The organism is Mesorhizobium sp. LNJC405B00 (assembly GCF_000502615.1).
GTDB lineage: Bacteria > Pseudomonadota > Alphaproteobacteria > Rhizobiales > Rhizobiaceae > Mesorhizobium.
Genome location: NZ_AYWC01000012.1, coordinates 1 through 24180, shown reverse-complemented (window position 1 = coordinate 24180; position 24180 = coordinate 1). Strand labels below are relative to the sequence as shown.

At 63.2% G+C, this 24180-nt stretch carries 21 protein-coding genes; 10 read left to right on the top strand and 11 right to left on the bottom strand.

Annotation, left to right across the window (positions count from 1 at the left end; genetic code table 11):
• Window positions 1-13 precede the first annotated feature (13 nt).
• Entirely contained in the window at window positions 14-1228 is a 1215-nt protein-coding gene (opgC, locus tag X756_RS144390) for an OpgC domain-containing protein (RefSeq protein WP_023730843.1), read from the bottom strand.
• 217 nt (window positions 1229-1445) lie between these two features.
• On the opposite strand from opgC, the gene X756_RS0135065 reads away from it, so the two are divergent.
• On the top strand, window positions 1446-2117 hold the full coding sequence (locus X756_RS0135065; protein ID WP_245260012.1) for an alpha/beta hydrolase: 672 nt from the start codon (window positions 1446-1448) through the stop codon (window positions 2115-2117).
• A 57-nt stretch (window positions 2118-2174) separates the two neighbouring features.
• On the opposite strand, the gene sthA is transcribed toward X756_RS0135065, so the two are convergent.
• The gene (gene sthA / locus X756_RS144395) at window positions 2175-3563 is read right to left on the bottom strand and encodes a Si-specific NAD(P)(+) transhydrogenase (protein WP_023730842.1); all 1389 of its coding nucleotides are present in this window, start codon (window positions 3561-3563) and stop codon (window positions 2175-2177) included.
• A 190-nt stretch (window positions 3564-3753) separates the two neighbouring features.
• Here sthA and X756_RS144400 point away from each other — a divergent pair, with 190 nt between their 5' ends.
• The 3 genes from X756_RS144400 (at window position 3754) to X756_RS144410 (ending at window position 6145) form a co-directional block, all read left to right on the top strand.
• Complete coding sequence (locus X756_RS144400) at window positions 3754-4224, top strand: RDD family protein (protein ID WP_023673020.1); 471 nt, start codon at window positions 3754-3756, stop codon at window positions 4222-4224.
• Window positions 4225-4363: 139 nt separating this feature from the next.
• Window positions 4364-5128, top strand: a complete 765-nt coding sequence (locus tag X756_RS144405) for an arginyltransferase (RefSeq protein WP_023682417.1) — start codon at window positions 4364-4366, stop codon at window positions 5126-5128.
• A gap of 120 nt (window positions 5129-5248) precedes the next feature.
• Window positions 5249-6145 carry a DMT family transporter gene (locus tag X756_RS144410; protein WP_023730841.1) on the top strand — a complete coding sequence of 299 codons (897 nt, stop codon included), beginning with the start codon at window positions 5249-5251 and terminating at the stop codon, window positions 6143-6145.
• Here the strand turns inward: X756_RS144410 and X756_RS144415 are convergent.
• Entirely contained in the window at window positions 6133-7347 is a 1215-nt protein-coding gene (locus X756_RS144415) for an AI-2E family transporter (protein ID WP_023730840.1), read from the bottom strand. The genes X756_RS144410 and X756_RS144415 overlap by 13 nt on opposite strands.
• A 283-nt stretch (window positions 7348-7630) precedes the next feature.
• Window positions 7631-9883, bottom strand: coding sequence for a DNA topoisomerase IV subunit A (gene parC / locus X756_RS144420; protein ID WP_023730839.1), 2253 nt, complete (start codon window positions 9881-9883; stop codon window positions 7631-7633).
• Window positions 9884-10287: 404 nt separating this feature from the next.
• Here parC and X756_RS144425 point away from each other — a divergent pair, with 404 nt between their 5' ends.
• Complete coding sequence (locus X756_RS144425; RefSeq protein ID WP_023682420.1) at window positions 10288-11478, top strand: hypothetical protein; 1191 nt, start codon at window positions 10288-10290, stop codon at window positions 11476-11478.
• Between the two features lie 230 nt (window positions 11479-11708).
• On the opposite strand, the gene aspS is transcribed toward X756_RS144425, so the two are convergent.
• A complete protein-coding gene (aspS, locus tag X756_RS144430; protein WP_023682421.1) occupies window positions 11709-13496 on the bottom strand; it encodes an aspartate--tRNA ligase in 1788 nt (595 codons plus the stop codon).
• A 222-nt stretch (window positions 13497-13718) separates the two neighbouring features.
• Here aspS and X756_RS144435 point away from each other — a divergent pair, with 222 nt between their 5' ends.
• Complete coding sequence (locus X756_RS144435; protein ID WP_023730838.1) at window positions 13719-14138, top strand: hypothetical protein; 420 nt, start codon at window positions 13719-13721, stop codon at window positions 14136-14138.
• Here X756_RS144435 and X756_RS144440 read toward each other — a convergent pair.
• Window positions 14135-14893 (bottom strand): DeoR/GlpR family DNA-binding transcription regulator, encoded by a 759-nt coding sequence (locus X756_RS144440; RefSeq protein WP_023689527.1) that lies wholly within the window; start codon window positions 14891-14893, stop codon window positions 14135-14137. The genes X756_RS144435 and X756_RS144440 overlap by 4 nt on opposite strands.
• Window positions 14894-15000: 107 nt before the next feature.
• Here X756_RS144440 and X756_RS144445 point away from each other — a divergent pair, with 107 nt between their 5' ends.
• The 3 genes from X756_RS144445 (at window position 15001) to rnd (ending at window position 18880) form a co-directional block, all read left to right on the top strand.
• Complete coding sequence (locus tag X756_RS144445) at window positions 15001-16203, top strand: MFS transporter (protein ID WP_023730837.1); 1203 nt, start codon at window positions 15001-15003, stop codon at window positions 16201-16203.
• Window positions 16204-16408: 205 nt separating this feature from the next.
• Window positions 16409-17653: an MFS transporter gene (locus tag X756_RS144450; RefSeq protein ID WP_023730836.1), complete on the top strand. Its 1245-nt coding sequence runs from the start codon at window positions 16409-16411 to the stop codon at window positions 17651-17653.
• A 75-nt stretch (window positions 17654-17728) separates the two neighbouring features.
• Complete coding sequence (rnd, locus tag X756_RS144455; RefSeq protein WP_023682426.1) at window positions 17729-18880, top strand: ribonuclease D; 1152 nt, start codon at window positions 17729-17731, stop codon at window positions 18878-18880.
• A gap of 63 nt (window positions 18881-18943) precedes the next feature.
• Here rnd and X756_RS144460 read toward each other — a convergent pair whose 3' ends face one another.
• The 5 genes from X756_RS144460 to X756_RS144480 form a co-directional block, all read right to left on the bottom strand.
• The gene (locus tag X756_RS144460) at window positions 18944-19363 is read right to left on the bottom strand and encodes an MAPEG family protein (RefSeq protein ID WP_023673032.1); all 420 of its coding nucleotides are present in this window, start codon (window positions 19361-19363) and stop codon (window positions 18944-18946) included.
• 22 nt (window positions 19364-19385) lie between these two features.
• Window positions 19386-19955, bottom strand: a complete 570-nt coding sequence (locus tag X756_RS144465) for a hypothetical protein (RefSeq protein WP_050588093.1) — start codon at window positions 19953-19955, stop codon at window positions 19386-19388.
• A 19-nt stretch (window positions 19956-19974) separates the two neighbouring features.
• Entirely contained in the window at window positions 19975-21477 is a 1503-nt protein-coding gene (guaB, locus tag X756_RS144470; RefSeq protein WP_023730834.1) for an IMP dehydrogenase, read from the bottom strand.
• 142 nt (window positions 21478-21619) lie between these two features.
• Window positions 21620-22075 (bottom strand): PIN domain-containing protein, encoded by a 456-nt coding sequence (locus tag X756_RS144475; protein ID WP_023673035.1) that lies wholly within the window; start codon window positions 22073-22075, stop codon window positions 21620-21622.
• Complete coding sequence (locus tag X756_RS144480) at window positions 22072-22317, bottom strand: type II toxin-antitoxin system prevent-host-death family antitoxin (protein WP_023673036.1); 246 nt, start codon at window positions 22315-22317, stop codon at window positions 22072-22074. Before X756_RS144480 ends, X756_RS144475 begins: the two co-directional genes overlap by 4 nt.
• Before the next feature lie 243 nt (window positions 22318-22560).
• Between X756_RS144480 and X756_RS144485 the strand changes: the two genes are divergently transcribed.
• Window positions 22561-23982, top strand: coding sequence for an MFS transporter (locus tag X756_RS144485; protein WP_023689532.1), 1422 nt, complete (start codon window positions 22561-22563; stop codon window positions 23980-23982).
• The last annotated feature ends 198 nt before the right edge of the window (window positions 23983-24180 follow it).

Genomic DNA, 24180 nt, shown 5'->3' with positions numbered 1-24180 from the left:
GGCTGATGTGGGATCATCGGCTTAGCCTTGGCATCGCGGGCATGCCGAAGGTCTGGTGAACGGCTGGCGCTTCTTTGCGAACCGGCTTTTTGCCCAAGCCGATGCCGGACAGCCACTCAAGATAGAAGGCGAGCGCGAATTGCATGGCGATGCCGGCCGAAATCAGCAAGACGTCATAGGCAAAGCCGCCCGGATTGATCAGCTTCATCACCTGCGCCGCCATGGCGATCAGCGTGCCGGCGAGGAACACCGGCAAGGAGCGCTTGCCGAGCAGGGCAAGCGGATGGTCCGGGCTGAGACGGAATAGGTTCGAGAAAGCCGGCAGGGCGACGATCAGATAGCTCACCGCCAATATGTGCAGGAGCCGCGGCAGCGACAGGAACGTCTTGTCGAAGCCGCCGATCACCACGGGCAGGTTAAACCACGTTATCTCGCCCCAGAGCGGGCTGTGCACCCAGACCGCCGCTGCCGCGACATAGGTCGCCGCGGCGCCCACCAGCCAACGATTGACGGGAATTGTGCCGCCGCGCCTGACATGCAGCATGCCGGCAAGGCCGATGTTGAACAGGAATTGCCAGGACAGCGGGTTGAGGAACCAGAAGCCGGGCTCGGGATAGTTCGGCGGCGCGATCTGCCAGAGGCCGGCGACGAGCCACAGCGCGCCGGAAAAGACCAGCGCCGGCAGCGGCCGGTAGCTGACGAAGAGCAGGAAGAGCGGCGCCATCAACAGCAGCGCCGCATAGACCGGCAGGATGTTGTTGTAGCCAAGCTGGTGGCCGAGCGTGACAATGCCGATCATGACCTCCGGCGTGTTCTTCATCAGCGGCTCGATGTTGATCAGCTTGAGCAGTTCCGGCCGCCGGCCGAACACCGCCGCGGCGCAGAACAACGCCATCACAACCATGGTGGTGACGATGTGGGCGCTGTAAAGCACGCCGGCCCGGCGCCACATCTTCAACATCGCCAGCAGCCGGCCGCCCGGCTGGAACTTGTTGCCATATGCGAGTGCGACCGACATGCCGGAAATCAGCACGAAGGCTTCCGCCGCGTCCGAGAATCCGAAATTCTTGTAGGTCAGCGTTTCGAAGACGGTGCCCGGCACGTGGTCGATATAGATGGTCAGGAGTGCGAGCGCACGGAACACGTCAATGCGCGTGTCGCGATCGGGGATACGCGGAGCGCGATCGGCGATACGCGGGGCGCGATCGGGCGGGACTGGCAGGGTCATCGACAAAAGGCCTCAAAGGAGAGCAAGGATGCTCGCGTTGTTCATGCCGGGATGCGACCATCGGCGCACACCGCTTCGATTCCTCCCGCAGGGAGCATATCGGCGCAGAAACGGTCTGAAATGAGCCTGTTGCAATCACATTTGGCGGAGCGTGAAAATATTCCGTTTTGAAGCTGGCAAAGGACCAATGTCTCCGTGAAAACAACGAGATATGAGCGTGCATCGATATAGCGACGAGAACGCCTTTCTGCATCAGGATCTGGCCTTTCCCTACCGCCTCCTCAAGCCGGAGAATGCCGGCGGCGAGAGCCTGTTTTTACTGCACGGATCGGGTGTCGACGAAACGACGATGGTGCCGATTGCGAGGCAGATCGCCCCCAACGCCACGCTGGTCGCGGTGCGTGGCCGCATCCGCCAAGAAGACGGCTTCCGCTGGTTCGAGCGGATCACGCCGACCAGTTTCGAACAGGCGAGCATCCGTGCCGAAACATCGTACTTTGCCGCCTTCGCAAGCGAGGCCGCAAAGCGCTACGGGCTCGACCTCGCCCGGGCGACTTTCCTCGGCTATTCCAACGGCGCCAATCTGGTTTCCAGCCTGATGCTGCTCAACTCCGGCCTCGTCCGAAAAGCGGCGTTGCTGAGAGCAATGCCCGTGCTTGACGATGCGCCGGCAACCAATCTGACCGGAACGCGCGTCCTGATTGTCGCTGGTGCCGCCGACGAGACCTACGGGCCGTTTGCGCCGCCACTGGTGACGCTGCTCAACAAACATGGCGCCGAGGTCGATGCGCGCATCGTGCCTTCAGGTCACGAAATCGGCGGCCCGGATGCCGCCATCGTCCGGCAATGGCTGGCGGGACCAGCATTGGTCGCACGCCAGGCAGGCTAAGAGACCTTGGTAGACCGCATCGGCGCCCGGCGGAACGGCTGAGCAGATGCTCGTCGCCTAGCCCTGTCCCATCCGGTTCCAGGCATCGAGCCCGGCGATCTTGTAGGCTTCGGCCAGCGTCGGATAGTTGAAGGTGTTGTTGACGAAGAAATCAACCGTGCCGCCGAGGTTGATCACCGCCTGGCCGATATGGATCAGTTCGGTGGCGCCTTCGCCGACGATGTGGGCGCCGAGCAGGCGGCGCGTTTCGACCGAGAACAGCAGCTTCAGAAAGCCGGAGTTGACGCCCATTATGTGGCCGCGCGAGGTTTCGCGGAACCGCGCCAGACCGACTTCATAAGCAGCGCCGCTCTCGCGCACCTGCTCCTCCGACTGACCAACGGTGGAGATTTCCGGCACGGCGTAGATGCCATAGGGGAAGGTTTCCGGCGGCGGTGGCAGTTGCACGCCGAAGGCGTGGCAGGCGGCCACCCTGCCTTGCTCCATCGATGTCGAGGCAAGGCTGGGGAAACCGATGACGTCGCCGGTGGCATAGATGTTGGGCGCACTGGTCTGGAAGGTCTGCGGATCGACCTTGATGCGGCCCCGGGAATCGGCCTCGATGCCGACCACGTCGAGGCCGAGGCTGCCGAGATTGCCGCTGCGGCCGGCGGCGTAAAGCACGATCTCGGAGCGGATGGTGCGGCCATCGGCGAGCGTCACTTCGGCATAGTCGGGTTTTGAGACGATTTCCTTGACCGTACTGCCGAGGCGAATGGTCATGCCGCGGTCGCGCATCTGGTGGATGAAGTCGTCGACGATCTCGCGGTCGACGAAATCGAGGATGGTGTTGCGCGGCTCCACCAGCGTCACCGGCACGTCGAGCGCCGAAAAGATCGTCGCATATTCAACGCCGATGACGCCGGCGCCGATCACCGTCAGCGTGCGCGGCAGATGGTCGAGTTCCAGCATCTCATCGCTGTCGAAGACGCGGATCTTGTCGAAAGGCACGTCGCGCGGCCGGTGCGGCCTGGTGCCGACCGCGATCAGCGCATTGGTGAAACCAACCTCCGAGTAGTCGCCATTGTCTGCCGTCAGGCTGACCTTGTTTCGGCCGACGAATTTCGCCATGGCGCGCACGCTTTTGACGGCGTTGCGCATAAACTGGTGCTGCAGCACCTCGACCTCGTGGTCGAGCGTCTTGTGCAGCCGCTCGACCAGGTCGGCGATGGAGATGTCCTGCTTGACCCGGTAGCCGCGGCCGTAAAAGCCCCGCTCGCGCCAGCCGGACAGGTTCAGCACCGTCTCGCGCAGCGTCTTCGACGGGATGGTGCCGGTGTGCACCGAGACGCCGCCGAGGCGCCGGCCCCTGTCGACCACCAGCACCGATTTGCCGAGCTTGGCCGATTGCACCGCGGCGCGGCGCCCGGAAGGGCCGCTGCCGATGACCAGCATGTCGTAATCCATGTAACCCCGTCCCCTCGGCGTCTTGTTGCGCCGCAGCAAGCTAACGCCATCCGTCCACCAAATTCAATCGGCTCAACCTCGTCACACTGCCGAGCCGGACCGATGGACGAACCGATCTTGATTCCGCCCGCGGTCTTCACCATTTCAGTGGCGGCGCACCCTAGCGTGGCGCCTGTTACGAGGACATGACATGAACGCGCGCGTACTTGACGGCGAAATCATCACCAGCAGGCTCGACGACGTCAGGGCCTATGACGGTGTGCGCACGCGGCGCATCCTGGCCTTCATCATCGACTATTGCATCGTGGCGCTGCTCACCATTCCGTTCGCGATCCTGGTGGCCGTGCTTGGCCTTTTGACATTCGGTCTTGGCTGGGCGCTGTATTCCATCCTCGTGCCGGCGGTCGCCATTCTCTACATCTGGAACACGCTGGGCGGTCGCAACCAGGCCACATCAGGCATGAAGATGATGGGCATTCGGCTCGATCGTCTCGACGGCAGCCGTATCGACGGCCTCACCGCCGTTGTCCATTCGGTGCTGTTCTGGGCGAGCACGGTCATCCTGACGCCGCTCGTCCTCCTGGTGACGCTGTTTTCCGATCGCAAGCGCACACTGCACGACCTGCTGCTTGGCACCGTCGTCAGCCGCAGCGACCGTTGAACCGGCGTTCAACCGACGCCAACAGGCATTTGTGCGCAAATGTGAAGGGGTCCGTTCAACCCCGCCTTCACAATCCTGTTGAATTTTTCGCCAGCCAAGCCAAAGGTAGAGCGATTCGCAGGAGTGTTCCCAAGGTTCGATGACGCACCATCCGACCCAGTCGCCGCAGTTCTTCCTGACCGCGCCATCGCCGTGCCCGTATCTCGAGGGCCAGTTCGAACGCAAGGTGTTCACGCATCTGGTCGGCGACAAGGCGCCGGAGATGAACGATCTGTTGACGCAAGGCGGTTTCCGGCGCTCGCAGAACATCGCTTACCGTCCCGCCTGCGAGACCTGCCGCGCCTGCGTCTCGGTGCGTATCCTGGCGCAGGAGTTCACCGCCAGCCGCAACATGAAGCGGGTGATCCAGCGCAATTCCGATCTGATCGGCGCCATGCACGACGCGCAGCCGTCGACCGAGCAGTATTCGCTGTTTCGCGGCTATCTCGACGCTCGCCATCGCCGCGGCGGCATGTCCGACATGACGGTGCTCGACTACGCCATGATGGTCGAGGATACCCATGTCGACACCAAGGTGATCGAATACCGGCGCCGCGGCCCCGACACATTCATCACCGGCAAGGGCCAGGGCGAGCTGATCGCCGTGGCGCTGACCGACAAGATGGCCGATGGCCTGTCGATGGTCTATTCCTACTTCAATCCCGAGTTCGAGGACCGTTCGCTCGGCACCTTCATGATCCTCGACCATATCGCCCGCGCCCGGGCCATGGGCTTGCCCCATGTCTATCTCGGCTACTGGGTCAACGGCTCGCGCAAGATGAACTATAAAATGCGCTTCATGCCGCAGGAGCATCTCGGCCCGAAGGGCTGGGAACGCTACGACCACGAAGCGGTCACGCGCTGATTTTTCTTCTTACCAGATCCTGATCTAAACATTTTCAGCCGAGACGATGCTGGTCTTCCGCCCGTTGGCGGGGCGATTGCGCCGACCGGCATCTGCTCAAATCATTGCGAAAGCCGTTGCATGTCCTCTCACAATGCCCACACCAAAGGACTCCTGCTCACCGCGCTTGGCGGGCTGGCGCTGACCATCGACATTCCCCTGATCCGGCTCGCCCATGGCGAAGCCTGGACGATCCTTTTGCTGCGCACCGGCTGCACCTTCGTGGCAGGGCTGATCGTATGGGCCATCTGGCGCTCGTTCAGCAAGAATGCTCCGCAGCTGATACCCGGCTGGTCGGGGCTCGTGGTCGCCACACTCTACGGGCTCGGCGCAATCGCCTTCATCACTGCCGTCTACAACACCTCGACCGCCAATCTGGTTTTCATCCTGGCCTTCTCCACCATGTTCTCGGCGCTGCTGTCGTGGCTGTTTCTGAAGGAGCGACCGCAGCCGCTGACGCTTGCGGCAATGGCGCTGATGATCGTCGGCATCGCCATCATCGTCGGCGATTCCGTCGGCACGGGATATCTGTTCGGCGATGTGACGGCGCTGTGTTCGGCCTTGGCGATTGCCTGCGCCATCACCGTTTCGCGCGCCAGCGGGAGGGATATGGGGTTCACCGCGCTGACCGGCGTCCTGCTGCCGTTCGGGCTGGCGGCGCTCATGGTCTCCAGGACCGGTTTCCAGGTGGAGGCGCCATGGTGGATCGTTTTCAACGGCGCCGTCATCATGCCGTTCGCCTTCTTCTGCCTGGCCAACGGGCCGAAATACATTTCAGGCCCGGAAGTGGCGATGTTCTATCTCCTGGAAACGGTTCTGGCGCCGGTCTGGATATGGATGATCTTTGCCGAGACGCCGTCGCGCAATAGCCTGATCGGCGGCGTGATCCTGATCGTCACGCTGGTCGCGCATTCCCTGTGGCAGTTGCATGAAGGGCGCAAGCGCCGGGCAGCGCTCGCCGTCGCTTACCCAGCCTGACTTTTCTTCGCGGGGCCGGCGACAATCTCGATCTGCGGCGGCCCGCCTTCGAGCTCGGCCGCCGTGTCGGGAACGGTGTCTTCGGCCAGTTCCACCTCGCGCAGCCATTCGCGCCAGATCGCCACCAGCAGCGCCATCAGCACGGGGCCGATGAACAGGCCGAGAAAGCCCATCGTCTTGACGCCGCCGATCAGGCCGAAAAAGGTGGGCAGGAAGGGCAATTTGATCGGTCCGCCGACCAGCTTCGGGCGCAAGGTCTTGTCGACGATGAACAGTTCCACCGCGCCCCAGATGAACAGCGCCAGACCCGCCATCGGCGAGCCGCTGGCGGCGAGGTAGATCGACACAAGCGTAAACGACAGCGGCGCGCCGCCGGGGATCAGCGCCATCACGCCGGTCAATGCGCCCAGCGTCACCGGCGACGGCACCCCGGCCAGCCAGTAGGCGATGCCGAGCACCAGCCCCTCGCCGATGGCGATCACGGTCATGCCGGTAACGGTCGAGGAAATGGTCGCCGGCACGACGCGCGAAATCCGCTCCCAGCGTGTCGGCAGGATGCGTTCGCCGAGCCGGTCGATCTGGCTGGCAAAGTGTTCGCCGTCGCGGTAGGCGAAGAACAGCGCGATCATCATGAACAGCAGCGTGAGCAACAGGCCGAAGGCGCTGCCGCCGGCAGCCAGCACGCCGCGATAGATGCTGCCGATATTGGCGCCGCTGACCAGCTGGATCAGCTCGCCGATGCCGCCGGGATGGCCGAAATTGTCGATCCACTGTTCGTTCAGCCACTCGCCGACGACAGGCAGCGAGGTGATCCAGTGCGGTGTGACCGCGCCGTGCCTGTTGGTCTCGATCGCCCAGCCGACCCATTCGCGGACCTCGTTGATGGCGTAGGTGCCGGCGAGCGCTATCGGCACCACCAGGAAGGCGAGGATGAACAGGATGGCGAGCGTCGCGGCGACGGTGCGGTTACCGCCGACACCGGCAAGCAGCCGGCGGTAGAGCGGCCAGCTGGCAAAAGCAATGACGAGGGCTGCCAGCACGGGAAACAGGAACCCGTGGAAGAAATAAACGCCGGCGGCGACGATCAGCACCAACAGCCAGCGCGCCGCCGACAGCGGCGGGATGACGGCGGCCCGCAGCGGTGTCGACAGGCCGAACAGGCGCTGCTGACGTTCCGGCTTCTGGATCTTCGCTTCCTTCAAACGGTCAATTCTCCCGGCCTACACAGCGTTAATGCACTGTCATAGTGCCGCAATCGTGACGATAGTCCAAATGGTCGGTTGGTGAAGCTGCCAATCTCCCCCCTCGTGGGGGAGATGTCGGGCAGGACAGAGGGGGGCGCGAAGGATCGCCAGCCTGGCACCCGACATTGAAGACCCAAGAGTTGCGACCGAGTGGCGAGCCATGACCATTTGATGCGCTGGCGGGACAGCGCCCCCCTCTGGCCTGCCGCCATCTCCCCCACTTGGGGGGAGATCAGCAGCTTCAACCAAATTTCCCGGTCCGCGGGAATCCCTTCGGCACCATCCGTCCGGCCGACGCTCTCGCGCCGATCCATTCCGCCAGCTCCTCGCGCGACCTGACGAAGGTGCGGTCGGCGGAATCCTGCCAGGACAGGCCGCTCGCCAGCGTGAAGGGTTTCAGGTCGAGCAGACCGCCATCCTTGTATTTCTGCAGGCGAACGCCCTTGCCGCGGCCCATCTCGGGAATTTCGGAGAGCGCAAACACCAGCATCTTGCGGTTCTCGCCGACAATGGCGAGATGATCGCCTGACACCGGGACGCAGGCCTTGGCCTCGTCGGGCGCCTTGACGTTCATCACCTGCTTGCCCTTTCGGGTGTTGGCGACGACCTCCTCCTCCGGCACGACGAAACCATTGGCATCGTAGGAGACGAGCAGCAGCTTGCGCTTCGGGTCGTGGACGAAGGCGGTGACGATGTCCTGGTCGTTGTCCATGTCGACGATGATGCGGATCGGTTCGCCATGGCCGCGGCCGCCCGGCAGCCGGTCGGCGCCGATGGTGTAGAATTTTCCGCCGGTGGTGAAGACCAGGATCTTGTCGGTGGTCTGGGCATGGAAGGCGAGCTTGAGGCTGTCGCCTTCCTTGAAGGTGAGCGTGGAATGGTCAGCCAAATGGCCTTTCATCGCCCGCAGCCAGCCCTTTTCCGAGACCACCACGGTGACCGGCTCGCGCTCGATCATGGCGTGCGCAATGTCGGTCAGATCATGCTCCGGCGCGTCGGCGAACTGGGTGCGGCGCTTGCCGAGTTCGGTCTCGGGGCCGAACTTGTCGCGAACCTGCGTGACTTCCCATTTGATCGTCGACCATTGCTTGGCGTCGGATGCGAGCAATGCCTCGATCTGCTTCTTCTCGGTGGTGAGACCGTCGAACTCCTTGCGGATCTCGAACTCTTCCAGCTTGCGCAAGGCCCGCAGCCGCATGTTGAGGATGGCTTCGGCCTGGGTGTCGGTGAGCGACCAACGGGCCATCATCACCTGCTTGGGCTCATCCTCCTCGCGGATGATCCTGATGACCTCGTCGATGTTGAGATAGGCGATCAGGTGGCCGGCAAGGATTTCCAGCCGCTTCTCGATCTCGCCAAGCCGATGCTTTGAGCGGCGGATCAGCACATCGCGCCGATGGTCGAGCCACTCCTTCAGCACTCCCTTCAGCGACAGGACGTTAGGCACCTTGCCCCGCGACAAAACGTTCATGTTGAGGGGAAATCGGCTTTCGAGCTCGGTCAGCTTGAACAGCGATTCCATCAGAATGCCGGGATCGACCGAACGGCTCTTCGGTACGAGCACAATGCGGACGTCCTCGGCGCTTTCGTCTCTGACATCCTCGAGCAGCGGCAATTTGCGCGCGATCAAAAGCTCGGCGATCTTCTCGATCAGCCTGGCCTTCTGGATGCCGTAGGGGATTTCAGTGACGACGATGCTCCAGGTGCCCCTGCCCTGATCCTCCTGGCCCCATTTGGCGCGCACGCGAAAACCGCCGCGGCCGGTCTCATAGGCCTCCAGGATGGAAGCGCGGCTGTCGACGATGATGCCGCCGGTCGGGAAATCCGGTCCCTGGACGAACTCCATCAGCTTTGTCACCGGCGCGTCCGGCTGCTCGATCAACTGCAGCGCTGCGTTGCAAAGCTCGGCGGCATTGTGCGGCGGGATGGAGGTGGCCATGCCGACCGCAATGCCGGAGGAACCGTTGGCGAGCAGATTCGGGAAGGCGCCGGGAAGCACTACGGGCTCCTCGTCCTCCTCATTGTAGGTTGGCCGGAAATCGACGGCGTCCTCGGTGATGCCGGCAAGCAAATCGCTCGCCACCTCGGTCATGCGCGCCTCGGTATAGCGCATGGCGGCGGCGTTATCGCCGTCGATATTGCCGAAATTGCCCTGCCCGTCGACGAGGGGATAGCGCATGGAGAAATCCTGCGCCAGGCGCACCAGCGCGTCGTAGATCGACTGGTCGCCGTGCGGATGGAACTTGCCCATCACGTCGCCGACTATGCGGGCGCATTTGGCAAAGCCCTGGTCGGGGTTGAGCCTGAGCAGCCGCATTGCATGCATGATGCGGCGATGCACAGGCTTCAGCCCGTCGCGCACGTCAGGCAGCGCCCGGTGCATGATGGTCGAGAGCGCATAGGCGAGATAGCGCTCTTCCAGCGCCTTCTTCAGATCGACCGGTTCGATGTGGTCACCGCCGCCATTTTCAGGCGGCAAAATCCTTTTTCCCATGCGGCTGGACTAGCCGAGCGGGTGATTCGCGGCAAGGCGGGGCTGCGGAAATCCGCACTTTGCAGCCTTTGGGCTTACGAGGGCGGCTCAAGGTCCGACAATGGATGTGACGGACTTCATGTTCCCCCTTGCCGTCCCTGTGCAACAGCAACGGTATCAGTGCTGTTGCCAACCAACATCAATCTGTTACACGCCCTCTCTAAGGCAGGAGACGGTACGCAGGGGAGCCCGACCTTCATGACATATTCACCGCGTCGGGCGAAGGCTCCCGCTCCGATTTGCCTTTCGCCGTGATTTTCGACAACTCTGCGGGAAAGCGCCTTTTTCCCGTCCAGTTCGTCACGGAATGGTGATGGCGTAGAATTGAGAAAACACTTTTTCAGGACTCTCTCAGGGAACTCGCGATGACAATCCAACGTTCGACACTCAAGAAACTTGCTTTTTCGACCTTTTTGCTGACGCTGCCGCTGAATGCCGCCTTTGCGCAAGACACGGCGGTTGCCGACCGACTGAAGGCCGCACTTGCCGTCCAGGGCGTCGATATCACCTGGACCGGCGTTACCGGCGACAATTCCAGCATGGTGCTGCAGGGCGTGTCGGTCAAACCGGCGGCCGAAAAGGAGGCGCTGCCGATCGGCGACGTCAAGCTCGAGGGCGTGACCGAAGCCAATGGCGGCTTCGATGTCGCGACCATCACGACTTCGGCCTTCGAGCACAGCAAGGACGGCGTCACGCTCAACCTCACCCCCTTCGTCATCCACGACGCCAACATCCCGGCTGAGGGCGCTACAGGCCCGCTCGGCTCGATGATGATCTACAAGTCGGCCGAACTCGAAAGCCTGACGGTCAAGGTTGCCGACAAGACCGCCTTCTCGGTGGATGGGCTTGCCGTCCAGATCACGCCGCCGGCCGACGGCAAGGCGATGGAGTTTTCCGCCACCACGGAAAAGTTCAACGCCGACCTGACCCTGGTCGACGATGCGAAATCCAAGGAAGCCATCGAGGCCCTCGGCTACCAGAACATCTCGGGCAATATCGAAATCGGCGGCACCTGGCAGCCGAGCGACGGCAAGATGGACCTGTCGAAATACGACATCTCGGTCGAGAATGCCGGCACGCTCGGCATGACCTTCGGCCTCGGCGGCTACACGGTCGACTTCGTCAAGTCGCTGCAGGAGATGCAGAAGAAGATGGCGGCGCAGCCCGAAGGGGCTGACAATTCGGCGCAAGGCATGGCCCTGCTCGGCCTGTTGCAGCAGCTCTCCTTCAACAGCGCATCGATCCGCTTCGATGACGATTCGCTCACCGGCAAAGTGCTTGAGTATGTCGGCAAGCAGCAGGGCATGTCGGGCAAGGACATCGCCAACCAGGCCAAGGCGATCGTGCCGTTCGGCATGGCGCAGCTCAACAATCCCGAACTGACCGCCGAAGTGACGGCCGCGGTGAGCAAGTACCTCGACGATCCGAAGAGCCTCGAGATTTCGGCCGAGCCGCCGGCAGCGGTGCCGTTCGCGCTGATCATGGCCGGCGCCATGTCCAACCCGGCCGACCTGACCAAGACGCTGGGCGTCCACGTCAAGGCCAACGAAGACTGATCGAAGTTCGCTCCCTTCTCCCCGTCACTATACGGGGAGAAGGTGCCGGCAGGCGGATGAGGGGCGGCGCCAACGCCTGCAAATTGTAGTTCGATGCTGAACCGGTTGTCAGAAGGCGCCAACTGCTAAGGCCGTTCGCCAATCGCCTGCATGCGTGCTGCCCCTCATTGTCCTGCCGGACATTTCTCCCCGTATAGAGACGGGGAGAAAGGGCGGCTTCAACGCTGCCGTCAGTCCTTCTTCACTGCCGCGACACGCAGCGACAGATCACGCAACTGCTGCGGCGAGGCTTCCGAAGGCGCGTTCATCAACAAATCGTAGGCCTGCTGGTTCATCGGGAACATGGTGATCTCGCGCAGGTTCTTGGCCCCGACCAGCAGCATGACCACGCGGTCGACACCGGCCGCCATGCCGCCATGCGGCGGCGCGCCATACTGGAAGGCGCGATAGAGGCCGCCGAAGCGCTCCTCGACCGTGGCGCGGTCCAGCCCGACCGTCTCAAACGCCTTGACCATGGTCTCGGGCAAATGGTTGCGGATACCGCCAGAGGCGATCTCGAAGCCGTTGCACACCATGTCGTACTGGAAGGCCTTGATGCCGAGCAGGTCGTCGCCGTTGAGCGCGTCGATACCGCCTTGCGGCATCGAGAACGGGTTGTGGGCGAAGTCGATCTTCTTCTCCTCCTCGCTCCATTCGAAGAACGGGAAGTCGACGATCCAGCACAATTCGAAGCGCTCGCGGTCGACAAGGTTCAGTTCTTCGCCGGCACGCGTACGCGCGGCACCGGCGAAGGTAACGAACTTCTTCGGATCGCCGGCGACGAAGAAGGCGGCGTCGCCATCGGCAAGGCCGAGCTGCTGGCGGATCGCCTCGGTGCGCTCCTCGCCGATGTTCTTGGCCAGCGGACCGGCGCCTTCAAGCTTGTCGCCTTCCTTGCGCCAGAAGATGTAACCCAGTCCCGGCTGGCCCTCGCCCTGCGCCCACGAGTTCATGCGGTCGCAGAAGGCGCGGCTGCCGCCGGTCTTGGCCGGAATGCCCCACACTTCGGCCTTCGGATCGTTGGCCAGGATGTTGGCGAAGACCTTGAAGCCGGAATCGCGAAAATGGTCGGAGACGGCCTGCATCTCGATCGGGTTGCGCAGGTCCGGCTTGTCGGAGCCATATTTGCGCATCGCGACATCGTAAGGAATGCGCTGGAATGTCTGCGTCACCGGCTTGCCGTTGGCGAAGGTCTCGAAGACGCCGCGCATCACCGGTTCCATGGTCGACAGCACGTCGTCCTGCTCGACGAAGCTCATTTCGAGGTCGAGCTGGTAGAATTCGCCGGGCAGACGGTCGGCGCGCGGGTCCTCGTCGCGGAAGCAGGGCGCGATCTGGAAATAGCGGTCGAAGCCCGAAACCATGATCAGTTGCTTGTACTGCTGCGGCGCCTGCGGCAGCGCGTAAAAGGTGCCGGGATGGATGCGCGACGGCACCAGGAAGTCGCGCGCGCCTTCCGGCGACGAGGCCGTCAGGATCGGCGTCGAGAATTCGGTGAAGCCGACATCGGTCATACGCTTGCGCATCTCGGCGATGATTTTCGTGCGCGCCACGATGTTCCTGTGCAGCGTCTCGCGGCGCAGGTCGAGAAAACGGTACTTCAGGCGGATGTCTTCGGGATAGTCGGGCTCGCCGAACACCGGCAGCGGCAATTCCTTGGCTGCCGACAGCACCTCGATCTCGCGGGCAAAGATCTCGATCTCGCCGGTCGGCAGGTTGGCGTTGGTGGTGTCCGGCAGGCGCGCCTTGACCTCGCCGTCGACGCGGATCACCCATTCGCCACGCAGCGTCTCGGCCACCTTGAAGGCGGGCGAATCCGGATCGGCGACGATCTGGGTCAGGCCGTAATGGTCGCGCAGATCGATGAACAGCAGGCCGCCATGGTCGCGCACGCGATGCACCCAGCCCGACAGGCGAACCGAAGAGCCGACATCGCTCTTTCTCAACTGGGCACAGGTGTGGCTGCGGTAACGATGCATTGTCATGTCAAAATTCCGGGGTGCTGGGTTGTGGGTCGAGCATCAAAGCCCGGTCCAAAATTTGCGCGAAAAGCGCATGGGAGGCCCGATTTGTCAAGGCAAGCCGGGTTTGGGTCGTCTCTCTATCCGCTAGTCAGTGTTGAAGTCTTGCCAGGCTTGGCGCATTGCCGCCAGAAGTGTTTCTCGCGACAGTGCAGTCATCGAATGATCTGGAGATACTTCATGCCAGAACCCACAGTCCCGCCGGGTGTCGGGCCACATAATGGCCGCGAATTGGAGCTGATGCTTCAGGGCGACAAATCAATGGCCTTGTTCGCGGCGGAACCGGGTATGGACGCCGACGATATTGGCGATGCAGGTTTTGCACCGTTTGTCGACGAAGGTCGCATCCTGAAGTTCACCCAGATTGTTCCTAAAACCTCAGTGGAAGAGCGCTGCTACTGCCTGCCGACAGAAGAATGGCGCTGCAAACTGAGCTTGTTGATCTCCAGAATGTGCCGCAGCGGAGAGGCCATTGACATCTTCACATCGAATGATCTGGCGAGGCTTGAAGGAGCCCTTCTCGGTCATTCAAAGGAAGATGTCGAAGTGTTCGTCGCCCATGCTGCGTCCCGGACTGCCCGCGCGCCGAGCTCCGTTTAAGCCAAATGGATTTCGGCGCCCTGGCGTTCGAAATCCGCGAGGATCGCGGCCGGCGCGGTCTTTTCGACCACGAGGTGGCGGATCGCCTCTGGCCTGGCGACCCGGTAGGGTGCGGCTGTGGCTAGCTTGTCGTTGGTTACAGCGATGACGATGCCTGCGCTGTTCTTGGCCATCGCCCGCTTTACCTCGGCCTCAGCCGAATCGAAGGCCGTGACGCCGCGCGACGCATCGAGACCGCAGGATCCGAGAACAAACAGGTCCGCGCCAAGTTGCGCGACAGCGGCAAGCGTGTCGGCGCCGACGCAGGCGCCGAGGTGGCGGTCGAACCGTCCCCCAAGCACAATCAGCTCGACCAAAGCGTGGTTTGACAGGACGGAGGCAATTTCGAGCGAGTTGGTGGCGACGGTCAGATCGAGGTCGCGCGGGATGGCCCTGGCGATCGCGGCATTGGTCGAGCCGCTGTCGATGAACAGGGTCTGTCCGCGCGAAAGCAGTGCCACGGTCGCGCGGGCCAGCCGCGTCTTTTCTTCGACCGCATGGCCGGCGCGCAGGCCGACCGGCGTGGCCGCGAAGGGTGCGGCCGCGACCGCGCCGCCATAGACGCGGCGGCACTGCCCGGCCTTGGCCAACTCCCTGAGGTCGCGGCGAACCGTGTCTTCCGAAACGCCGAAGCGGCCTGCCAGCTCGCCGGCCAGCACCCTTCCCTCGACGGCCAGGCGATCGCGAATGATTTGATGCCGCTCATCGGTCAGCATTGCATGATCCTGTTTTCTTTGTGCACGTTCTTGCACGATTTGCATGTTTGTGCAAGATAAGGGGATATCAACGACAATCTCCGGCTCTCTTCCCCGAAAGCATCGTCATGACCTTTGGCCTCCGCCTCGCTCCGCAACACCGGGTCTACGCCGGCTTTGCGATCTATTCGTTCGCCATGGGCCAAATCTTCCCGCGGCTGCCCGACATCAAACATGCCATGGGCATAGGAGACGGCACGCTCGGGCTCAGCCTGATCGGGACGCCGATTGGCACCTTGACCGCGCTGACGCTGGCGGCGCCGATCCTGGAGGGCGTCGGCTTCCGCCGCGCGCTGCTCGGACTGGTGCCGCTTTTGTCGGTCGTCTTTGCCATTGCCGTGCATGCGCCTGGGCCGCTTGCGCTATTCCTGATGCTGTTTCCGGTCGGCCTGATGATCGGCAGCGTCGAGATCATTCTCAATGTCGAGGCCGACAGAACCGAATTCCTGCTCAAGCGCCGGATCATGAACCGGGCGCATTCGTTCTGGAGCATTGGCTTTTTCGGCGCCGGCCTGTTCGGCGCCGCGCTTGCGCATCTCGGCATATCGCCGCAACTGCACCTGGCGATTGTCGTACCGATGGTGGCGACAGGAATCGCGCTGTTTCTCGGCGGTTACGAACCGGCGCCGAGCCGCTTCGCCGGCAATGACGAGACGGCGCCAAGGCTGGCGCGGCCGACGCTGCCTATCCTCGTCCTCGTCGCGGTGACGCTGTCGGCGATGCTGATGGAAGGCGCCAGCATCGACTGGTCGGCAATCTACATGCGCACCGTGTTCGATGCGGGCCCTTTCGTCGCCGGCTTCACAGTGGCGCTGTTTGCATTCTCGCAAGCGAGCACGCGCTTCTTTGCCGACTCCTTTGTCGACCGCCACTCGCCGAGCGTCGTGGCGCGGGTGCTGCTGGCGACGATGGCGGTGGGCGTGCTGCTCGTCTTCTTCTCGCCTGCCCCGCTCGTATCGATGCTGGGCTTTGCGCTACTTGGCATCGGCAGCAGCGTGCTCTTTCCGTTGGCGATCTCGGCGGCAGCCCAGCGGACGGACCGCTCCGCGACGATCAATGTCGCGGCGCTGTCGCAGATTTCCTTCGTCGCCTTCCTGCTCGGCCCGCCGCTGCTCGGTTTCGTCTCCGACCATTGGGGCATCCGCTCGGCCTTCGGTATCGGCATCCCGTTCATCATGCTCAGCCTGCTGACCGCCGGCTCGCTTGGCCGAAGGGCGTCCCGCCCGGCCGCACAAGCGGATGAAGCTTTGACGAGGGCTCACGAAGCCTGAACGGCCCTACCTGAAAGCCACACACCTGTTGGCGGCGGGATAAGCCACTGGCATTGGCCACACCGATGGTTCAGAACTGTGGAGCCACCTGGACGAGTATGACGTTTCGTCGATCGTCACACTCATCCAACTCTTTCTCGAAGCATGATCTTTTCCGAAAACCGGTTCCCACTTTTCGGGATCATGCTCTAAGCAACGGTTCCGTATGTCCTCCATCCGCCCGCTGATCCCGCTCCTCATCGCCGCCGGCATCCTGCTTGGCGGCAACGGGCTGCAGGGCACGCTGATCGCGTTGCGCGGCGCGCAGGAAGGGTTTTCGGCCTCCGACATCGGCCTGATGGGTACGTTCTATTTCGCCGGCTTCCTGTTGGGGTGCTTGGCCGTCACCCGTATCCTCAAGGCAGTCGGCCATGTCCGGACGTTTTCAGCGCTCGCCGCCATCGCCGCTGCCAGTACGCTGCTCCTGGTGCTGGTGATCGATCCGGTGATGTGGTGCGCGGTGCGCTTTGCCGGCGGTTTCTGCTTTGCCGGCCTGTTCACCGTCATGGAAGCCTGGCTGAACTCCGGCGTCGAAAACAAGGATCGTGCGCGGGTGCTCGCCGTCTACCGCATGGTCGATATCGGCTCGGTAACCGGCGCGCAGTTCCTGATCCCGATCTTCGGCCCCGGCGGCTTTGCCATCTTCGCCATCATGTCGATGATGATCACGCTGTCGCTGGTTCCGGTGTCGCTCGGCGACCGCTCCAACCCGACGCCGCCGGAAGACGTCAAGCTCGATCTCGCCCGCGTCTGGCGGATTTCGCCGCTCGGCTGCTTCGGCTGCATCTGCGTCGGCGTCACCAACAGCGCCTTCCGCACGCTGTCGCCGGTCTATGCCGAACAGATCGGCATGTCGGTCGCCGATGTCGTCACCTTCGTCAGCGTCGGCATCTTCGGCGGCGCCCTCATCCAGTATCCGCTGGGCTACCTCTCCGACCGCTGGGATCGGCGCGCGGTGCTTCTGGCCACGACATGCGGCGCCATGTTCGCGGCGCTGGCGCTGGCCTTCGTCGCCGGCGCCGATCCGACCCTCAATTTGATCATCGTCTTCATCTTCGGCAGCTTCGCCATGCCGCTCTATTCGCTGTCGGCGGCGCATTCCAACGACCGCGCCGACAAGGGCGAGTTCGTGCTGATCAATGCCGCCTTGATGCTGTTCTATTCCTTCGGCGCCATCGGTGGCCCCTTCGCGGCCTCGACGGCCATGCAATATTTCGGACCGGGCGCCCTGTTTGTCTTCAGCGCAGTCGTCTACGCCACCCTCATCGCCGTCATTCTCTACCGCATGCAGGTGCGCGGCAGCGTGCCGGCGGGCAAGCGCAGCCGCTTCACGGCGCTGCTGCGCACATCAACCGTCTTCGCGCGGCTGGCGCGCAGAAATGGCGATTCGGACGGATCGGCTGATACTTGACCGAAGGGCGGCTTGACGAAAGCGCCCATGGCTGAAATTGAAAGAGAACCTTACCCGTTACTAAAAAGCGATTTGATGCACGTCATCACCACCCAAAATGAGCTCGAGTCCGTTCTCGCCGCTTTTGAAAAGTCGGATTTCGTCACCGTCGACACCGAATTCATCCGCGAAACGACATTCTGGCCGATTCTGTGCCTGATCCAGATGGCGGCGCCAGGCGTCACCGCGCTGATCGACCCGCTGGCGCCCGACATCAACCTCGCCCCATTCTTCCGGCTGATGGCCAATGAAGCGGTGGTCAAGGTTTTCCATGCCGCGCGCCAGGACATTGAAATCATCGTCCATCTCGGCGATCTGGTGCCGCATCCGGTGTTCGACACCCAGGTCGCGGCCATGGTCTGCGGCTTCGGCGACAGCGTCTCCTACGATCAGCTGGTGCAGCGCATCACCGGCGCACGGCTCGACAAATCCTCGCGTTTCACCGACTGGCGCCACCGGCCGCTGTCGGACAAGCAGCTCGACTATGCCTTGGCCGACGTCACCCATCTGATCGACGTCTACAAGCATCTCAGCGCCGAACTGGAGCGGGAAAACCGCGCCCATTGGCTAAACGAGGAAATGGAGGTGCTGACTTCGCGCGAGACCTACGATCCGCACCCCGAAGACGCCTGGAAGCGGCTGAAGATGCGGCTGCGCAAGCCGCAGGAGCTGGCGATCGTGCAGACGGTGGCGGCATGGCGCGAACGCGAGGCGCGCGAGCGTGACGTGCCGCGCGGCCGGGTGCTCAAGGACGACGCCATATACGAGGTCGCCCAGCAGGCGCCGCGCGATGCGGCAGCGTTGGGCAAGCTGCGCACGACGCCGAAAGGCTGGGAGCGTTCGTCGACGGCTACCGCATTGCTTGGCGCGGTCAACACGGCGCTCGCTTTGCCCCGCGAAGAGATGCCGAAGCTGCCCAAGAGCTTTCAGCCGCCCGAGGGCTCCAATGCCGCCTCCGAGCTGCTGAAAGTTCTGTTGCGGATCGTCGCCGAGAAGGAAGGCGTCGCCTCGAAAGTGCTGGCGTCCAGCGACGACATCGACCGCATCGCCGCCGAGGGCGAGGATGCCGACGTGCCGGCCCTGCAGGGCTGGCGACGCGCCGTGTTCGGCGAAGCCGCACTGAAGCTGGTGCGCGGCGAAATCGGCATTAAGTTCGACAAGCGCAAGATCGCGGTGTTCGATTTGTAGACCCCCACCCCGCTCCGCTGCGCGGAGCGACCCTCCCCACAAGGGGGAGGGTAAACAACTGCCCTACACCGCTCCGAGCAGGTGTAGCGCGAACCAGATCCATGCCAGCAAGAGAATGATCGCGCCGACGTAGAAGGCGCGGCTGCGAAACCGCAGATTGTTGCTGGTGAGGTGGACCCAGGCGTGGCCATAGCGGGAAATCACGAAAATCCACATCAAGGCCAGGGTCAGATAATTGACGCCATTGGTCGCGTGCAGCGCCAGACACAGCACATAGAACAGCACCGGCAGTTCGAACTGGTTGATGAGATTGTTGGCAACCGTGACGCTCGACCCGGGCTCGGTCGTGCGCACCTTGTATTGACCGACCTTGGCCTCGCCCGATTTGACCGCGCCGTAGCGGCGCCGGCCCATCACGACATAGACGATATAGACGAGCAACACCTGCGCCAGCATCGGCCAGAAAATCGCGGTCTGGCTCATGGCGTTGCCCCTGCTCTGTGGTTCATGCCTGTGGACGCCGCTGGGCGGCAAGGATCAAGACCGCGATGACGGCGACAGGTATCGCCAGAAACGCGAATTTGGTGACGATCAGCGACGAGGCCAAGGAGAGCGAATCCGGATTGGCCGACAGCGCATCGGACAGAAGCCGCGCCACCGCAATGTTCTGGGCGTAGTCGGCGCACGTGTAGGGCAGCACGATGACCAGCGCGAACAGCGCCTGAAGCTGCACCGGCATGGCACGAAAATTCTTCAGCCGCCGCCCGGTTGCCAGGATCAGGCTGACCATGGTCAGCGACAGCAGCGCCGGGAAGAGAAGGTCGAAAGTCAAATAGTGCCAGACCAGGATGATCTCGCTGCCGCGTCGGCCGAGTGCCGTCAGCCAGGCCATGCCCTCGTCGGGCGTGAACCCGCCAAGGCGCACGTCGAGCGACGGCAGGCCGCCGCTCAGCCGGCGGAAATAGAAGAATTCCAGCAGCGTCATGATGATGAAAACCGCCGCGGCGGCAAAGCACAGCGCGCCGGCATGGCGCGCCAGCCGCAGCACGATCGTCGCCTGGTGGCGCCAGAGCATGTACCGCTCTGGCTGCCGGTCAGGCTCCGCCAGGATAGTTCGGGCTTTCGCGGGTAATCGTGACGTCATGGGCGTGGCTTTCACGAAGTCCGGCGTTGGATATGCGCACAAAGGTGGCGCGTTCGCGAAAATCGGCAAGGTCGCGGCCACCGACATAACCCATAGCGGCTTTTAGCCCGCCCGCAAGCTGGTGCAGCACGCCAGACACAGGTCCCTTGTAGGGCACCTGCCCTTCAATGCCTTCCGGGACCAGTTTCAGCGTGTCGCGAACCTCGGCCTGGAAGTAGCGGTCGGCCGAGCCGCGCGCCATGGCGCCGACAGAGCCCATGCCGCGATAGGCCTTGAAGGAGCGGCCCTGATGCAGATAGACCTCGCCCGGGCTTTCGTCGGTGCCGGCCAGCAGCGAACCGATCATGGCCGCACTGGCGCCGGCGGCAAGCGCCTTGGCCAGATCGCCCGAATATTTGATGCCGCCGTCGGCGACGACCGACACGCCTGATCTATGCGCCGTCTCCACCGCCGACATGATCGCCGAAAGCTGCGGCACGCCGACACCGGCGACGATGCGCGTGGTGCAGATCGAGCCCGGGCCGATGCCGACCTTGACGGCATCGGCGCCGGCGTCGATCAGCGCCTGCGTGCCTTCGGCGGTGGCGACGTTGCCGGCCAGGATGCGCACGGAATTGGAAAGCTTCTTGGCCCGCGTCACCGCATCGAGCACGCGCTGCGAATGGCCATGCGCGGTGTCGATGACCAGGAGGTCGACACCGGCGTCGATCAACCGCTCGGCGCGCTCGAAGCCGTCATCGCCGACGCTGGTGGCGGCCGCCGCCCGCAGGCGCCCCTGCGCATCCTTGGTGGCGTGCGGGTTGAGCTGCGACTTCTCGATGTCCTTGACGGTGATCAGGCCGACGCAATTGCCGGACTTGTCCACGACGACGAGCTTTTCGATGCGGTGCTGGTGCAGCAGCCGCTTGGCCTCGTCCTGGTCGACATTCTCCTTGACCGTGATCAGGTTCTCACGGGTCATCAATTCGTAGACTTTCTGCCCCGGATCGGAGGCGAAGCGCACGTCGCGGTTGGTCAGGATGCCGACCAGGCGGCCGATCTTCTGGCCGCCGCTGCCGCCATTCTCGACCACCGGAATGCCCGAGATGGAATAGGTGCGCATCAGCGCCAGCGCGTCCGCGAGCGTGGCGTCGGGGCCGATGGTGACCGGATTGATGACCATGCCCGATTCGAACTTCTTGACCTGACGCACCTGCTCGGCCTGTTCGGCCGGCGAGAAATTGCGGTGGATGACGCCGATGCCGCCGGCCTGCGCCATGGCGATGGCGAGCCGCGCCTCGGTGACGGTGTCCATGGCGGCCGACAGGATCGGCACGTTGAGGTCGATGTCGGTGGCGATGCGGGTGCGGATGTCGGTCTCACCGGGCATGACCTCGGAATGACCGGGCTGCAACAGCACGTCGTCAAAGGTCAGCGCCAGCGCGCCGGTGGACGTTTCGATGATTTTTGCCATGGCCAGTCCTCGGATACGAAAAGCGCTGGGAGAATACAAAAAAGCGCTGGACCGAAATGGACAGCGCCGACTCGTTTCTTCCCTTTCAGGATTGGCGCTGGCTGGTAACACGTCGCGGCGTGGTTGAAAAGCCGGTCGTGGCCTATTCGGCGGACTTGCCCAACAGGGCATCGAGCAAGACATGGCGCGGTGACGCGAAAGGATTGACGACCGTTACGCCGCCCCAGGTGAAGCCGTCCTGCAGATCTTCCGACAGCAGCAGCCGGCAACCGGTTTGCGAGGCAACAGACAGGATGGTCGCATCCCAGATGCCGAAATGGTGATCGGTCGCAAGATCAGCCGCGACCGTCATCACCTCCGGCGTCGTGCCGACAACCGGAAACGCGTCGCGCCAGCTCAACAGGGCGTCGCGCGCTTGTGCACGTGATCGTCCGGCCTTGCGTGTGAGAACGGTGAACAATTCGCCGAGCACTTGGACTGGAATGACGGCTGCCTCTTGCGCAATGTCGTGCAGCAGGCCGAAAACGATGTCGCGCTTCTCGGCTCCGTTGATCCCCTCGGCATAAACAAGGATGTTGGTATCGAGCGCGACCTTCACCGCTCGTCCTCGTAAAGCTCGTCGCGGCTCCAGCGCCCGGCTTCTACAACAGGCTGGCGTTCGAGGCGCGACAGCAGCGCTGTGCGCGAACGAGACGCCGCAGGGTCGGGCTGCCCTGCAGGCACGATCCGCGCCACGGGACGCCCATGGCTGGTCACGACATAGCTCTGTCCTTCGCGGACACCGCGCAGGAGGAGCGAGAATTTGCGGTTGGCGTCGGCTGCGGAAACGGCTTCTTCCATGGCATTGTCCATATAGTAGTTATATTCACTACAGCATAGTGAACCCGGTCAATTTTCGCAAGTTCATTCAATGTGGCGAAACGCAGCGACGCCTCTTGTCCGCCCACGGTCGCACAAAAGTGACAGCAAATTAATGCGACATCGCGCCTGAGGCGTGATAACCGCCCGTTTGTATCGGCTTGCCCGCCTTTTCATTGTTTGGATTGGCCGGCAGGCACATTTAGACCAGTTCGGACGCGTTCGTTGAACCGCATCATTCCGCTCATTCTGGCGGTCGCCTTGTTCATGGAAAACATGGATTCGACCGTCATCGCGACATCGCTGCCGGCGATTGCCGTCGACATCCACACCAGCCCGATCGCGCTCAAGCTGGCGCTGACCGCCTATCTGGTGGCGCTGGCGATCTTCATTCCGATCAGCGGCTGGATGGCCGACCGGTTCGGCGCCAAGACCATTTTTCGCGCCGCGATCGGCGTCTTCATCGTCGGCTCGGTCTGCTGCGCCATCTCCAATTCACTGCCGGCCTTTGTCGTCTCGCGCTTCCTGCAAGGCATAGGCGGCGCCATGATGACGCCGGTCGGCCGGCTGGTCCTGGTGCGCGCGACGCCGAAGAGCGAGCTGGTCGCGGCCATGTCGTGGCTGACGGTGCCGGCGCTGGTCGGCCCGCTTGTGGGACCACCGATCGGCGGCTTCATCACCACCTATTTCACCTGGCATTGGATCTTTCTGATCAACGTGCCGATCGGCCTGATCGGCATCTGGCTGGCGACGCGCTTCCTGCCGCAAACCGACTCGATGGAGACGCCGCCGCTCGATTTCGTCGGTTTCGTACTGAGCGGGCTGGCGGCCTCCGGCGTCATCTTCGGCCTGTCGGTGGTCAGCCTGCCCTATCTGCCGCCGGCGACCGGCCTCATCACCGTGGCGGTCGGGCTGATTTCCGGCGTGCTCTATCTCCTGCATGCGCGGCGCGCCAAGAACCCGCTGCTGGCGCTGGAACTGTTCCGCAACCCGGTGTTCCGCTCCTCGGTGCTCGGCGGCTCGCTGTTTCGCATCGGCATCGGGGCGGTGCCGTTCCTGTTGCCCCTCATGTTCCAGATCGGCTTCGGGCTGACGCCGTTCCAGTCGGGCATGATCACCTTCGTCTCGGCTATCGGCGCCATCGGCATGAAATTCGTTACCGCGCTGATCTTCCGGCTTGCGGGGTTCCGCCGGGTGCTGATCTGGGGCTCGCTGATCGCCGCGGCATCGATCGCCATATACGGCCTGTTCACGCCGGAGACGCCTTACGCGCTGATGCTGGCGATATTGCTGGTCGGCGGCTTCATCCGCTCGATGTTCTTCACCGGCGTCAACGCGCTCTCCTATGCCGAGGTGACGGCTGAAGACACCAGCAAGGCAACGCCGATCACGGCGGTGTTCCAGCAACTGTCGATCGCGCTCGGCGTGGCGCTGGCCGGCGGCATCCTGGAAGTCTCGACCTCGATCCATGGCGGACCGCTGGCGCTCGGCGATTTCCACATCGCCTTCTTCATCGTGGCGGCGGTGTCGGCGGCAGCGTCCGTGTCATTCATGCGGCTGGCGCCGGATGCCGGCAATGCCGTGTCGGGACATGGCCGGCTGACGACGCCGAAGACGCTGGAGCCGGTGAGCACGGCTGGGAAGTAAGGGGCGGCGCGACGAAAATCGTCGACGTCGGCGATCCTTCACACCCCCCTCTGGCCTGCCGGCCATCTCCCCCGCAAGGGGGGAGATCGGTAGTGTGCTGAGAGTTCTGCAAATTCGCCGAGAGGGGGCGGTCATGGCAGGCTGGTGATTGTTCACGTCACCTGATTCCCGCGAAGGAACGCCACCATGACCAAGACT